Here is a 13,956-nt window from a genome sequence, read left to right on the forward strand (position 1 = left end):
GGATGATCTCCGTTTCCCATATGAACTAAATCTATCCTAGCGCGTTCTTAAGCTCGATCAACAAGATTCGCCTTCAAATAGGGATTGGCTTGAACGATGCCTTTCAGCTTCTTCATCGTATCCGGCCCTCCGGGGGTGGCTCCGTATTTATTTAGCAGTATCCACCTAAGGCACGCGAGCGCTTCGAATCGTTCAAGTTCAACCTGCGAAATCTCAATCGCGGACAAGTAGGCGGATCGAAAAGCTGTCGCGTAAAGCTCGGAAACGTATAACCGTTTAAGCAGCAGCGACCATGCGAAATCATATCTGGTATCTCCGAGCTGCCCGTTCGTCCAATCGATCACGGTAAGCCGCCCATCGTCTTCCACGATATTGTTGAGATGGAAATCTCCATGAATGAGTCGGTCTTGTTTTAACTCTGCATCCCGCACGAGAGGAATCAGAGATTCTTGCAAGTTAGGAAAGTCGCTTACGCCCGGGAAAAAATAATCTGTAAAATCGTGCAGAGGCAAATTGCTGATATCCTCTGCTCGCATGCGGTGGATTCGGGAAAGAATGTCCGCAAGCTCGGCTATTCTCTTAACGTTCTGCGGTCGAAACGGCATTCCGTCGAAGGTCGTTAATAACGCCTGATCCTTTGCAGTGTTAAAGCCCCAGCCTACCGGTTTGGAGACGGCCAATTCCCGTTCATGAAGAACGTTCAGCAAGGAGTACTGGAAACGAATATCCGGCTTGGAGCTCTTATTCCATACTTTAAGCACGTAGCTCCTTCTGCCCGTCCCGATCTTCACGACTTCGGCCTCGAAACCTTGAACCATCGTATCTACGGTTATAACGCTATCCGAATGGAATAGCTCATCCTCGCTCTTTTCAATCCAATCTATGCCGACCATCGGGTTATTCAATTGAACTCTTCCTTCCTGCAATTAAGTTTATATTATTTCTTAGATTTCTGTTTGGCTGTCTTGGCTTCCGCCCGTCTACGATTATCGACAATCCTGAACTGAACGATCCGACGGATTAGCTCATAGGGCAACGGCTTGTCTATCGGAAATTGTACCGACCCTTTAGCCCCTTTGTATCCCGCCAGCTCTGGCTGGAATTCATGGATTCCGTTTGCTCCCGGGTAAAATCCGATATGATTTTTGTATGCGGCAAAATGCACCAAATTCCCCTGCTGCTCGAAGGTCGGCATCTGGTAACTGATCTTTTCCTTCGCGTCCGGCGCGGCGTCCCGAATGACTTTCCTTAACGTTCGAAGAATTTCCCGGACCTCGGGCGGAAAATGGGAAATGTAATGATCAATGGATTCATACGCGGATTTATTGTCCATAACGACCGTCCTCCTCGGTATCGCTCTCTCTTTGAAGTTCGCCGTCGGTCGTCATCTTACCTTCATTTCTTTGTATCTCTTTCGACAATTTGTATCCTAACCCGCGAATAGCAAGAATTGCCTGCGGATGGCCGGGTTCTTCCTCGATCGGTTTAAGATTGCGATTTTCTCTTATTACGGCCGTACGTCCTTCTCGCCCATGAAACGATTTCCGCCCTGTGCGTATAAGCGAGTATGGCGAAATTTCCAAACCAAATCCAGAGAAGAGCAACGGAGTATATGCTTATATACAAATAAACGGATAAAAGTAAAAACCCGACGACCACCTGCAAGCCGTCCGCCTCGGCGGAGTTATGGCCGCGTCCTCGGAGCAAGCGGGTAAAGACTGAAATCACCGCCAAAATTACGGCATAAGCCAATGAAGCCTCGAACATCGTTAACGCGCTCCATACGCCGAAGGTGACAGCTATCGCTTTACCCCCTTTTCCTCGAAGAAACGGAGAAAAGGCATGGCCCGCAAGAGGAGCGATGGCTAGAGGAACAATGCGATAACCATGGGCATATTCGGTTCCAAGTAACCACAGCAGCGGAAGGTACCCTTTCATAAAGTCCAGCGCGATACCGGCAAAACCTAACGGAAACCCGGCTGCCTTCCACAAATTCAAGCCACCCGGATTCCCGTCTCCGACGGTTCTAAGGTTTTTCTTCGTTAGTTGACCTAACCAATAAGAGAACATGAGAGAGCCCGATAGAAAAGCGGCCGCGATTAATAGAAGGATCATCGATTCCGCATGCCCCCTACTCGGACGTGCCTCCCTTTCCATTTGACATGTCCGATGACGAATACCTGATAGAACGAATAGAGCATGATGAAGATGAAAAATAACGAGGAGATGAAATGCAGGACGGGGATGAGGAGTCCGAAAACGCCGACGTATTTATTCAAATAGAAGATCTGCGCCATATACAGAAGATACCCGGCCAACAATGGCAACGCCCATGACGTGTTAACGAAGATCAGAGCGGTTTCCGAGGCTAGCAGTCCGATCACCCAGATCGCGACGAGGATGATCGTCCGAGGGCTTAGCGTCGAAGTGCTTAGGACCGCTCCTTTGCTGAAACCTTCGATTACGCTGTGGATGCCTTGCGGGTACATACGGAAAGAGACCATGCCATATCCGATATAATTCGTGACCGGGATGCCGGCATCCATGAACTTCGATCCTAGGAACAGATCGTCCAGCACTTCGGACTTAACGCTTTCGTGGCCGTTGATCCGTTCATAATCTTCCTTTAGTGCTATGATGCAGGAGCCGTATAACCCCTTCCTCGGATTCTTCCTCTCGAACACCGAAGTGAACGCGAACAGACCTAGCAAATTCAAGATCATGGCCAGCTTCTCGTACAGCTTCTCCGTATGATGAAACGGAACGACCGATAGCACTCCCATCGTCCGTTCCCTTGCTTGCAATAACGACGCGATAGCGTTCGGCGCCAGCCGAATATCGGCGTCCAAGAAGGCGAACACATCGCCGGAAGCGTGCGAAACCCCATTCCACACGGCCCAGCTTTTTCCTGTCCATCCTTCGGGGAGACTGCTATTCGTTACGACCTTGACCCCGTAGCTCTCGGCGACTTCCCGGGTTCCGTCCTCCGAGAAATCGTCCACGACGATGATTTCGAAAGGGGCGACGCTTTGCGACTTGAGCGATTGCAGCAAATGGGACAAGTTGTATTCTTCATTCCTGGCGGGAATGATCACGGACAGTTTCCTTTGAATCTGATCGTGCTCCCGGGAGCTCGGCAACGTGTTTTTTCTGAAAAGAAAAAAGCCGGAAAGACATCCGACTAACATGAAGACAATGATCAACATCGGCTAACCTCCCCTCCTATCTATATATCTATGAGGGATAAGCTGATTTTATTTTTCAAGATTCGAAACGGTTTCTAAGTGCCATTTTGAAGCTGTCTATTAACTGGGGATAACCTGATTCACACTCCGCGTCAAATCGATTTTTGTTTGAGGTCAGCCGTCTCTTAATAAGAAAATCGCTATCAATTGATCTGCAGCCACTTTTATATAGACAGCAATATAGAATCCGTCACCTTCTATAGCAAGACAGGCTCAAAATCGAAATCAGTGCTTGTCCATCATTGTTAAGTACCTTATCTTCATCGGATGGCGGGTATGGGAGAGTTGGTGCACAGGATAGAGTGCTCTGAGGGGTCAAATTGGTCGGATACCGAGGGGGAGTGAGCTGTAAGTCGCTGAATTTCTGGCACTATAGCCCCATCCGTGCCCGGAGTCAGCGCTATAGCGTTACTTTTTGGCACTATAGCCCCATTCGTGCTCGGAGTCAGTGCTATAGCGTTACTTTTTGGCACTATAGCCCCATCCGTGCTCGGAGTCAGTGCTATAGCGTTACTTTTTGGCACTATAGCCCCATCCGTGCTCGGAGTCAGCGCTATAGCGTTACTTTTTGGCACTATAGCCCCATCCGTGCTTGAGAGCGTACTCAGAGTAATTTAATGGATTCATTTTTGCCATCTATATAGGATAGATCCTTGATCCAAAATGAGTTATAAACATTAAATCGACAGCATCATTTTCACACCTAGATGTTGGTGTAGAGGAGAAGAATTTTATTCTTCCTAATAGATCAAACAAAAACGGCCCGCCGGGATGGCGGAAGCCGTTTCTGCTTTGAATCGCATTATTTTGTTCGAAACAGGCTTTTACTTTTTCTGCTGAGCTGGTAATTTCAATAGTACGGTTACGGCTTCAGCCCTCGTTGCTTGATCTTGAGGAGCGAATTGGTTATCGCCTTTTCCTTGCACAATGCCAGCTTGCTTCACATAAGCAACGCTTGCCTTCGCCCATGCAGGAATATCTTTGTCATCCGCGAAGCCGGTTGCGGCATTCGATTGGCTAGACTGACCCGCAGCATTGGCGAGCATAGCAGCCATCTCCGCGCGCGTAATTTCCGCATCCGGACGGAACGTACCATCCTTATAGCCTTTAATAATGCCTGCTTGTACCGCTTGCGCGACCGCTTTCCGTGCCCAAGCACCAATCTTCGCCGAGTCGGAGAATATCAACGCCGATCCTTCCTCTTGCGGTTTCAACGCATTCATCAACATGACCGCGAATTCCGCACGAGTTACGGTTTTACCCGGTTTAAATGTTCCGTCGGCGTAACCCTTAACGATGCCCATACTTACTGCTTGCTTGATATTGGCCTCAGCCCAGTGACCGGAGATGTCGCTAAATTTAGTATCCGTATCCGTTTGGCCTACGGCGAGTACCGCAAATTTAGTAAAGTGATCGACTTCGACGGTAATATGATTGCCGTCTACTTTGCCGCCGATGTCTACCCATACCTTCTTCACTTCGTCGTAATAGAATACGGACGGCTTTTGATTACCCTTCAGACTTGCCGAGTCGAATACAAAGGTCAACGTCACTGGCTTGCTGAAGTTTTCCGGGAAGTTTTTCAGAATCTCAAAGATCGAGCTGAGTAGAACCTCTTTATTCGTTAAAAGATTCTGAGTTGTTAACAGTTTTTCTATCGTTAATTTCAATTCTTTGCTAGTAGCATTCGCAGGAATAGAGACCGTAACTTTATCTTCCAAGCTAACTACGCCTGTTCCACCTGCCGGAAGCGTCAATTTACCATTCGTGGAAGTTACGATGGATGGTCCACCGCCTCCACCGCCTCCGCCGCCTCCGACGACTGGTTTCGCTACAACAACAAGGTCTTGAGTGCCTACATCATTCCCTTGTCCGGCAACAATCTTGTATGTTCCCGCCGCTTCACCGCTGCCTAAAGTAAACGAAGTTGAAAACTTACCGTCCGCCGCGTTCACTTTCACGATATCGAAGAAAACGACGCTATTACTTGGACGAACGACTTTTATATTGACTTCCGACAATGAGAATGTCCCCGAGATGGTAACGGATTCCCCTGGATGAATCGATGGTACGGCATTCAAGGAAACGGAAGCACTCGCAGCGGATGCCGTGAATGGTATTAGCCCTATAATAAGCATCAGGGTTAATACGAAACTAAATTTTTGAAATTTCATTTTAACTTTCGTCCCCTCACCCGTTGTTATTGGTTATTATGTATCTGTTCGTTCAACATCAAATCGTATTCCGTTTGCGTCACTTCCGTTGTCATTTTCAAACCAACATTAGTGTAATCGTTGCTGAATTTATTTAATACAAACGCTTTAACCGAATATTTATCATTCGTAGCAGCGTCTATAACGTTAAATTGCGCGGTATAAGTACCTGTATACACGTCTAACTCGGAAGCTACAATGCTTACAGGTGTCGTTCCATTAAATAACTCGAAAACGACCGTTTGTGTCGAGCCATTGTCAACATCAATATCATTATCTCGAAGGAGATTGACTTTAGCCACAATTCCGCTTTGCTTGCTGATTACCGGTGCAGTCATGTAAAAGAGTTCAGAAGAATTAAATGCTTCGCCTCTAATCTCATTCCTGCTATAACCGTCAGCATCGATATAAACTCTATAATCGAAGCCTTTTTGAAATACACCCTTGTTAATCGTAAGCTTACCTGCGGTCAGAGTGTATTCCGAACTGGTCAATTTCCTTTCAACTTCGTCATCACCTTCATATACATATACAATCACATCTCTTACTTTACTTCTCCAAGACGCATCGTCCTCGAATTCAAATTCACTTGCAGAATTACTGAAGAAATAACCTTTAAGGAGCGGAGTGTTGTCAACAATCACTGTTTTAATTTCTGAATTCCGTAAACCATTAATGAGATGTGAATATCTTACTGCATCTGCTTCAACTATAACTTGAAGGGTTCCGCTCTTCTTTGCATTGTGGAATAAAACGAGTAGCCGGTTACCTCTGATGGTCACAACATCTTCTACGGCTAATGGCTCAAAGTTTACACCTTGATCCGTTGAAACTTTAATCATTTCTTTTAAATGCGATATCCCGTCAACTATCGTATTGTCAGCTAGATCAAGGTTAAAGTCTAAGTTCAACAACCGACCATTTTGAGAAATTCTTCCATAATTAAGGACTAATGGCGTATTCGGATACATCCAGTTTGTGTAAATGCCGTCATTCAAGACGTTTCCAGCCTTATCTTTTATTGAATTGGAATAAATTGAGATATAATACTGATATCCGGTCGCTGGTTCATTAAAGTGTAAAATTATCGTATTTGCCAAGAATTCCACTGCGATGCCGTTTCCCCAACTCCATGTAGAACCACCTTTATCTATTCTCGAATTAAAGTCCGCTGTATTACTCAACACATCCTCATCGAACACAAACGTTAAATTCGTTTTGTCACTCGAAAAATAGTAATTTAACAATTTAGGTGGTGTAATGTCTGTTACTGCTCCTACTTCAATCGTAGGAGATATCGTTTCATTTGTAGCAATGTTACCGTCAAAGTCCTTCAGCACATAGCCATCAATAACAATTTGATTGTTCCTACCAACGAGGGCTTGCGCGAATGTTACGACAAGCTTCCCGTCAACAATGGAGACAGTATCGCTATCATCATTGATGCCATCGCCATTGCCATCGCCTACGACCCAGTCTGTCCGCGTCCCATTTTTCTTTAAATAAATGTAGTCTTGTAAGTCGCCATCAATCCAATCCGTATTCTCGAATATACTCTCGTTAAACGTAATCGTCACCTTTTTGTCCGCATCGCTAAGTACTGCGCTTTGAATAACTGGAGGCGTTACATCTAGATTCATCTCATCATTGAGATTACCCATACTATCCATGAAGGTTCCGCTTGCGATTTTAATACGCGTATTCTCACCTAAAATGACTTTCATATTATATCTACCTTCTAGATATATCCAATTATCTCGGAAGCTCAAATACATATGTTCTGGAATTACCTCAAAAGTCGTTCCGTCCGTCGAAATACTCATTTTGCTACGTAAAAAGGTCTCTATATCCTCATCCGTGTTATAAACCAGATTTTCATCAAAATACAATTCCACCCATTCACCATTCCTGGAGGTTGACCCTACATACGCAGGAGCCTTAAGATCCAATGGTCCTGTTGTCGCATTGCCGACATACTGCATATTATCGTGGGCATCAAAATTTTGACCTTGAATTTGAATCTGATTAACCAATCCTATTAAAGGAACATCAAAAGTAAGGACGAACACGGTTTGATCGTCTCCATCGGGAGATGTCGGCGTAACAGTCACTGTATTCGCAGCCGAATCGGCAGTCAAGCTGACAAATGCACCTGGCTCGGTTCTTTTCACATATACAGTATCCGTAACAGACACATCTGATCTAGGAGTCATAAACATATTCGTAGTCAATGTAACCGTTTTATGATCAGCGCTTGTGACAACGTTAGTGATATTTGCATCACTGATCGTTTGTAACCCCGTCGCATACGCCTTGCTTCCTCCCGGCGTTAATAGACCCGTCATTCCTCCCAGTACCATTAACATGGCCAAGAAGATTGCTGTTGCTTTTTGGTGAATTTTTCGCATTATTATTCTTCCTCCTATAATTCTTTCATTTCCGACCAAATCCAAGTATATCTCACGCCAATGACGGCAAAATGACAAACTCCGACAGCAAAAAGAGCCCTTACGACCGGGCTCCTGATATTCCGTATGTCCAATACCTGATCTATGAATCCAACTCCAACAGCAATCTTTCGTATAAAGCCGCAGCTTCAGGAGAAGGTTTTGTTCCGATTTCTTTATGTAAAATGTCGACATATTGCAAATATTGCCTTGTTAAAGCTTCCTTGTTGTTTTGCAACGCCAACGCCTTCATAAGCAGCATCACGGAATGTTCATCCAGTTCGTTGCGCGCAATGAGCTTCATCAATAACCGGATGGCCGTACTCGACTCGTTTCTTTTCAACAAACTGACGCATAATCGATGGGTATAAGAAGTATACAGCAGCAATAGCCGTTCAACCTCGTTCCACGCCCAATCAAAGGCACGATCTCCAAACAAATTCCCCGTATACAGCTGTTCAAGCTCTAACGCCTGTTCGATATGGGTCTCATCCACTTCGGTCATCTGTCTACAGCCCTCTTCAAAGCTCAAGAGATCAACGCGCACATCGTTAAGACTTAGTGCATAATGGTTGTTGTCGGAATGCAAATACTCCTTCAGTCCAACCGTATCCAAAGCCTTGCGCAACTGATAGACCGACGTGTTCAAATAGCTTTCGGCATTTTTCTGCGGCATGCCGCCAAACATATCTTCAATGATACGAATTCTAGATACGAATCTACCTTTGTGAATGAGTAAATAACCGAACAATTCCGCGCTTTTACTTGATTTCCACTTGACCCTCTCGCCTTGCGAGTTCTGAATATCGATTCCGCCTAAGCAGTTGAACGCAGCTTTATTGGAGGCTGGCTCCCGCTTCGCTTGCATTAATCGTTCCGAGCGTAAATCCGCAAGTGCTCGTTGAATCGTTTTGCTAATCCTATCCTGTTCAACAGGTTTCACGATGTAGTCGAATGCATAAACATCGAAGGCATTTAGCGCGTATTCTTTGTGGGACGTTAAGAAAACAAGCTTCGTTTGTTTGCCGCTTTCCCGTAATCGCTGGGCAAACTCCAAGCCGTTCTCCCTTGGCATATTAATGTCTACGAATACGAGGTCCACCTCATGGTTCGCGATATAAGAAAATGCCGTTGCCGTCTCCGTAAAACTCCCCACAATCTCGACATTCCCAACTTTAGCAATCATCCGTTTCATGATTAAATGCATCGCCTTCTCATCATCGATCATGACGACCTTCATCACACTGCCCCTTTCATGCTGCCGAAACTTATCGATGGGACTTCGAGAGGAAGGGGGATAGAGAAATAAAAGGTACTGCCTTGCGCGGGCATACTGTCAAACCATATTTCTCCCCCGTTTAAGCGGACAAACTCTCTGCATAAGGTAAGTCCCAGCCCGACGCCGCGCTCTCCGGCTGTTCCGGTCGAAGAGACCGGATAAGCTTCCTGCAGCAACGAATCGGCTTGATCCGAAGATATTCCTTCTCCCGTATCGCTCACGGATACAATCATTTTATCGTCTCGACGATCTGCCTTTAATCGGATGACGCCTCCGGAGTTTGTAAATTTAATAGCATTGGACAGCAAGTTGCGGATAATGAGATCGAGCATTTCTTTGTCGGCATACACAAACGTATCCTTCGGGATTTCGGATATCAATCGAATCTGCTTCCCCTCGCTGCGAACGCGAAGTAAACGAACATTGGTCTGAACCGTCTGTGCCAAATCCCTTTCGACCGGACTAAAAACCATGCCGCCCCTTTGGGTTCGAAACCAATCCAGCAAGCTTTCTACCAGCGTAAAAGTATTCTGAATTTGCTGTCCCATTTCGTGTACGATTTCGTCATGGCTCTCGCCGCAAGCCTCCATCTCGTCCTCCATCAGCTCCATGAGATTGACGAGTACCGCAAGAGGATCGCGAATATCGTGAGCAACGACGTTAAACATCTTATCTTTGAACGTATTGAGCTCGCTTAGCTGTCTTGCATTATCGAGCAGTCTATCCTCAACCCGCACCATTTCCGTTACATCGCTTAAGATCAGCATTTTGCCAACGGGCATTTCTTTCTTGTCACGAATAAGCGACAGATGGACATTATAAAACGGATCGTCGGCTCGACCTGAAAGTTGGATTTTACTAATGGAGGAAGGTGGTTGCAGAATGGTTGCAAGCAGTACGGGGTATTGGGAAAATACTTCAACGGAGGGTTGCCCCACCTTATTTTTATGCAAATCTTCAATCACTCGATGCGCCGAGTGGTTAAAACTGGTTAAATTGTGATCCAGATCGAACACGATAACCGCATCCTGCATCGATTCGAATACTTTTCGCAGAGCTAACGGGGCTAATCTCAGCATATCGAAATGAAAAATACCTAACATATAGAAGATACCCGAGAAAACGAATCCGAATGGAGAGAGGTCAATGGGCATATCGAATGCACCGCTGAGATAAATGAGCGGAAACCCAAAAGGACCGCAAGAGCCGATCAACATGAAGGCAACTTGCTTCTTCATATGCGGCTTCGCTTTTCGGTACATTTGTATGAGCAGGCCCATTCCTATTGCAATAAGGATATAAGAATAGGCGATATGAAGGTGGTATAAGGGCCTTTCACCAAAGAAACCAACGGGAAACCTTCCGACTCATTCAACGTCATGCTCTTGTAAAACAAATGATGTCGCTCATTCGTATAATGAGCCGTAAAAGTAAGTATAGGAACGACCATCAAAAGCGCGACGACCCATTTACGAACTAACGATTGATGGCCCGTATACTGCAGCAGCATAATCATCCAAAGCACAGGTCCGAAAGGAATACCGATATATTCAATTCGCAGCCAGAAGCGGATTTGCTCTAATGTCTCGCTGACAACTTCAAAGGCATATCCGAATGAGTAAAATACGCCGGTAAACAGAGCCAAGCCATAGCTAATCGCAATCGGAAGTTCTCTTCTTTGCCAAGAAAGATAGCACATGACCAACGAGCAACAGGTGGCTGCGATCAGCAGTGCGAATAGATATAAATTGTAGTTCATAGATCATGCTAGCCCCGCTTCTGTCTGCCAATAAATGTCGCTCTCCTCCTACTATAAGACTATCTTCCTAGTTCGACAACCTATAAAAGCTACTCTAGAAGAAACGACTCCAAATTGGCTTTGACCGCCGGCCATTCCTGGTTCGTTATACTGTACATGACGGTATCCCGAATGTAACCGTCGTGAAGGATGCGGTGGTTGCGAAGCACCCCTTCTTTGACTGCGCCGATTCGCTCGATCGCCGTCTGCGAGCGGGTATTGCGAAGATCGGCTTTGAGCTGCACCCTGACCATATCCCGATGCTCGAACGCGTCTCTCAGCAGTAAGTACTTGCATTCGGTATTTATCCTCGTTCGCCATACGCTCGGATTCAACCACGTAGAACCGATCTCCAGCCCCCGATGAGGAACCGAAATATCGAAAAAGCGCGTACTTCCTACGATGAGGTCTTGATCCAAATCCCAGACGACGAATGGAATGCAGGTCCCTTCCTCCTCATCTTTCTTGGCTTTTCCGATGTACTTTACTGCGTCTTCCAACGTAGAGATCTCTTTCATATCCCCGGCCCAGATCGGCGTGTCCTTCGCTGCCCTAAGCAACGGCTCGGCATGCTCTTCTTCCATCCGAACTAACTTGGCCCGAGCCCCTTGCATCACGATTGTTTCCGTAGTCATGTTCATTACCTCCGAGACGAGATTGTCGTCATTATAAAACAAAAAATGGATCATTAGAAGATCCATTTTTCGTTCATTCCGCTGGTCCAATATTAGCAGTTTGGTTCAAAAACGGAAGCGTTCATGCCCCACTGCCTCCATATGGGTTACGCCTTCCAAGACAAGGATATCTCGCTTCATTTGAAGTCCACCCCTGAACCCCGTTAACGTCCCGTTAGAACCGACGACCCGATGACAAGGCAACACGATCGGCAGAGGATTGCGCCCTATCGCCGTGCTTACCGCCCGTATCGCCGACGGTTTATCGATCGCGTTCGCGAATTGCTTATAAGTCCATGTCTCTCCATAAGGAATTCGGTTTAGCGCCATCCAAACTTGCTGTTGGAACGAAGTGCCCCCTGCATCCAGAGGAACCTTATCGAAACTGACCGGCGTTCCGGCAAAATACTTCTCCAATAGCTCCACGATTCCGAATTCATCGAATAAGCCGCGATCCTCGGTCATTTGCGTGAAATCTTGATCCATCCCCGCTTGGGAGGAAATCGGAGGCGGATATAACAATTGGCTAATTCCGCGTTCGGTGGCGATAATCGTCCAAGGTTGCTGAAAGCCGATAACCGTTTGACGATACACTTTATGGGTTGTCATATTAATTTCCTCCTCTATGACCATTCCTATACTCCGTGGGAGAGATACCCGTTCTCCGGTAAAACCAAGAAGTGAAATAGGATGGGCTGCCATATCCGACAGTCGCTCCTATATCCGCGATGCCGTCATTTGTTTCTGCAAGTCGTCTCTGCGCATGGGCTAATCGAACGCGCTCGGTTTTCTCCGCGGGCGAATACCCCGTCACTTCTTTGTATATCCGCTGCAGGTGATAAGGGCTTATCGCCACCGAAGCCGCCAACATGGCCAAAGTCAGTTTAGTCGCGTATTGCTCCTCGATAATCGCATCCACCTGCGCAGCCAAAGCCGCATCCGGCCGAAGCGCTCCGTTCTCTTCGGGTTTACAACGTTTGCATGGGCGAAATCCCGCATGAAGCGCTTCTTCAAGCGAGGGGTAAAATGTCACATTCGTCGCATGGGGCGTCCTTGCGCGACAAGTCGGCCGACATACGATTTTCGTGGTCTTGACCGCCGTGTAATAGATGCCTTCGTATGTCGTTTCTCGGTTAACGACGCCTTCGTATACTCGTTCGAACAACTGTTGATCCAACCTTCTCACCTCGTTGATTCAAGTATAAACCAATCTTTATTCCAGTAGTATGATGCCGGGATAGGATAGCAATATATCGAAAGCGGGAACAGCAAATAGACTGTCCCGGAAACATCTCCGGAACAGTCTATTTCGATATTTATTCGTTTTAGGCGCGCTCAGGCCGTTCGGCTAACCAGTCCTCGAGAGTGGCCACCTTCTCGGGATACTTATAACTTCTCGCTAAGAAACCGGCCCCGTGATTCGGCATCGGGTCCTGATCGGTCGGCTGATAGCGCAAATCCACGCTCCAACGAACTTCGTCCGATAGATTCGGAGTAGACATGTGCAACGCGCGATCGTTAAAGAGGATGGCGCTTCCTTCCGGAACCGGTAACACGACCGTTTTCGTTTTGCCCAATTGGTCTTCGCGCAGAGCCGTATACCCCGTTCCCGTTAATTGCTCCGAATGCCATTCCAACAGACGCTTGCGATGGGTTTTCGGTTTAATATGCAGGCAGCCGTTGATCTCGTTCGCATCGACTAAAGGAATCCACACCGTTATGACGGGATTCGAATTCGCGTCGGGCCAATACGATTTGTCCTGGTGCCAAGGCACCGCTCCGGCGGCAACCTTCGGAATCTTAGGCCTAACATTATATACCGGATTCGAAAATAACTCTCCCCCGATCAACGATTCGACGGCATCCAAAATTTTGGGCGAGCTCATTAAATGGAAATACCCCGGTATGCGGTCCCTCCAACTCCTTCCGTGTTTCAGGAAGTCTTCGGCGGTTAAATCTTGGAACAATTCCGCCAAACGATATTTGAACGGTCGATGTTCGAGCTTGTCCGTTATTAATCCCGCGGCAAACAGTTCATCCGCGATCTCGTTTACTTTATGGTTCATCGCTTCTCTCGCCGGCGCAAGTTCATCATGGGTTAGCAGTTTAGGCAAAACAAGATATCCCTCTTCGTTATAAAACTCGACTTGATCTTTAGTCAAACTTCCGGAATGCGATTGAATCGTCAACGTGATCAACTCCTGAATCCTATTTTGTTATGCTAAACAAAGTTTATCATCAGGGCTCCTTCACGTATTTGGATTGTTTTTCGGTTATTGATCATTTCTTCCGATAAGTTG

General features: G+C 46.5%; 12 protein-coding genes and 1 pseudogene. All 13 read right to left on the bottom strand.

The annotated features are described in order from the left end of the window. Positions 1-47 precede the first annotated feature (47 nt). Positions 48-905 (bottom strand): aminoglycoside phosphotransferase family protein, encoded by an 858-nt coding sequence (locus tag HH215_RS16285; protein ID WP_254450508.1) that lies wholly within the window; start codon positions 903-905, stop codon positions 48-50. Between the two features lie 32 nt (positions 906-937). Beyond that, the gene (locus tag HH215_RS16290) at positions 938-1,333 is read right to left on the bottom strand and encodes an iron chaperone (protein ID WP_169280863.1); all 396 of its coding nucleotides are present in this window, start codon (positions 1,331-1,333) and stop codon (positions 938-940) included. 152 nt (positions 1,334-1,485) lie between these two features. Next, positions 1,486-2,115 carry a glycerol-3-phosphate acyltransferase gene (locus HH215_RS16295; protein WP_169280864.1) on the bottom strand — a complete coding sequence of 210 codons (630 nt, stop codon included), beginning with the start codon at positions 2,113-2,115 and terminating at the stop codon, positions 1,486-1,488. Beyond that, positions 2,112-3,206 carry a glycosyltransferase family 2 protein gene (locus tag HH215_RS16300; protein WP_169280865.1) on the bottom strand — a complete coding sequence of 365 codons (1,095 nt, stop codon included), beginning with the start codon at positions 3,204-3,206 and terminating at the stop codon, positions 2,112-2,114. The genes HH215_RS16295 and HH215_RS16300 overlap by 4 nt, the downstream gene beginning before the upstream one ends. A gap of 863 nt (positions 3,207-4,069) precedes the next feature. Next, on the bottom strand, positions 4,070-5,266 hold the full coding sequence (locus tag HH215_RS16305; RefSeq protein ID WP_169280866.1) for an S-layer homology domain-containing protein: 1,197 nt from the start codon (positions 5,264-5,266) through the stop codon (positions 4,070-4,072). Positions 5,267-5,445: 179 nt separating this feature from the next. Continuing rightward, a complete protein-coding gene (locus HH215_RS16310; RefSeq protein ID WP_169280867.1) occupies positions 5,446-7,866 on the bottom strand; it encodes a hemoblobin-interacting domain-containing protein in 2,421 nt (806 codons plus the stop codon). A gap of 142 nt (positions 7,867-8,008) precedes the next feature. Then, a complete protein-coding gene (locus HH215_RS16315) occupies positions 8,009-9,145 on the bottom strand; it encodes a response regulator (protein WP_169280868.1) in 1,137 nt (378 codons plus the stop codon). Then, positions 9,145-10,287, bottom strand: coding sequence for a sensor histidine kinase (locus HH215_RS16320; RefSeq protein WP_375140525.1), 1,143 nt, complete (start codon positions 10,285-10,287; stop codon positions 9,145-9,147). The genes HH215_RS16315 and HH215_RS16320 overlap by 1 nt, the downstream gene beginning before the upstream one ends. A gap of 18 nt (positions 10,288-10,305) precedes the next feature. Then, a pseudogene (locus HH215_RS16325) lies at positions 10,306-10,943 on the bottom strand (histidine kinase N-terminal 7TM domain-containing protein); the annotation flags it as partial. Positions 10,944-11,032: 89 nt separating this feature from the next. After that, complete coding sequence (locus HH215_RS16330; protein WP_169280871.1) at positions 11,033-11,617, bottom strand: GNAT family N-acetyltransferase; 585 nt, start codon at positions 11,615-11,617, stop codon at positions 11,033-11,035. 105 nt (positions 11,618-11,722) lie between these two features. Next, the gene (locus HH215_RS16335; RefSeq protein ID WP_169280872.1) at positions 11,723-12,265 is read right to left on the bottom strand and encodes a methylated-DNA--[protein]-cysteine S-methyltransferase; all 543 of its coding nucleotides are present in this window, start codon (positions 12,263-12,265) and stop codon (positions 11,723-11,725) included. A gap of 1 nt (position 12,266) precedes the next feature. Beyond that, the gene (locus HH215_RS16340) at positions 12,267-12,833 is read right to left on the bottom strand and encodes a bifunctional transcriptional activator/DNA repair enzyme AdaA (protein WP_169280873.1); all 567 of its coding nucleotides are present in this window, start codon (positions 12,831-12,833) and stop codon (positions 12,267-12,269) included. 148 nt (positions 12,834-12,981) lie between these two features. Next, positions 12,982-13,845, bottom strand: coding sequence for a phytanoyl-CoA dioxygenase family protein (locus tag HH215_RS16345; RefSeq protein ID WP_169280874.1), 864 nt, complete (start codon positions 13,843-13,845; stop codon positions 12,982-12,984). Between the last annotated feature and the right edge of the window lie 111 nt (positions 13,846-13,956).

The sequence above is a fragment of the Cohnella herbarum genome (assembly GCF_012849095.1).
Taxonomy (GTDB): domain Bacteria; phylum Bacillota; class Bacilli; order Paenibacillales; family Paenibacillaceae; genus Cohnella; species Cohnella herbarum.

Bases quoted from the DNA above. Each gene is read 5' to 3' on its own strand.
- HH215_RS16295 (WP_169280864.1), bottom strand. From the start codon at position 2,115: ATGATCCTTCTATTAATCGCGGCCGCTTTTCTATCGGGCTCTCTCATG.
- HH215_RS16310 (WP_169280867.1), bottom strand. From the start codon at position 7,866: ATGCGAAAAATTCACCAAAAAGCAACAGCAATCTTCTTGGCCATGTTA.
- HH215_RS16335 (WP_169280872.1), bottom strand. From the start codon at position 12,265: ATGACAACCCATAAAGTGTATCGTCAAACGGTTATCGGCTTTCAGCAA.
- HH215_RS16320 (WP_375140525.1), bottom strand. From the start codon at position 10,287: ATGTTAGGTATTTTTCATTTCGATATGCTGAGATTAGCCCCGTTAGCT.
- HH215_RS16330 (WP_169280871.1), bottom strand. From the start codon at position 11,617: ATGACTACGGAAACAATCGTGATGCAAGGGGCTCGGGCCAAGTTAGTT.
- HH215_RS16315 (WP_169280868.1), bottom strand. From the start codon at position 9,145: ATGAAGGTCGTCATGATCGATGATGAGAAGGCGATGCATTTAATCATG.
- HH215_RS16290 (WP_169280863.1), bottom strand. From the start codon at position 1,333: ATGGACAATAAATCCGCGTATGAATCCATTGATCATTACATTTCCCAT.
- HH215_RS16300 (WP_169280865.1), bottom strand. From the start codon at position 3,206: ATGTTGATCATTGTCTTCATGTTAGTCGGATGTCTTTCCGGCTTTTTT.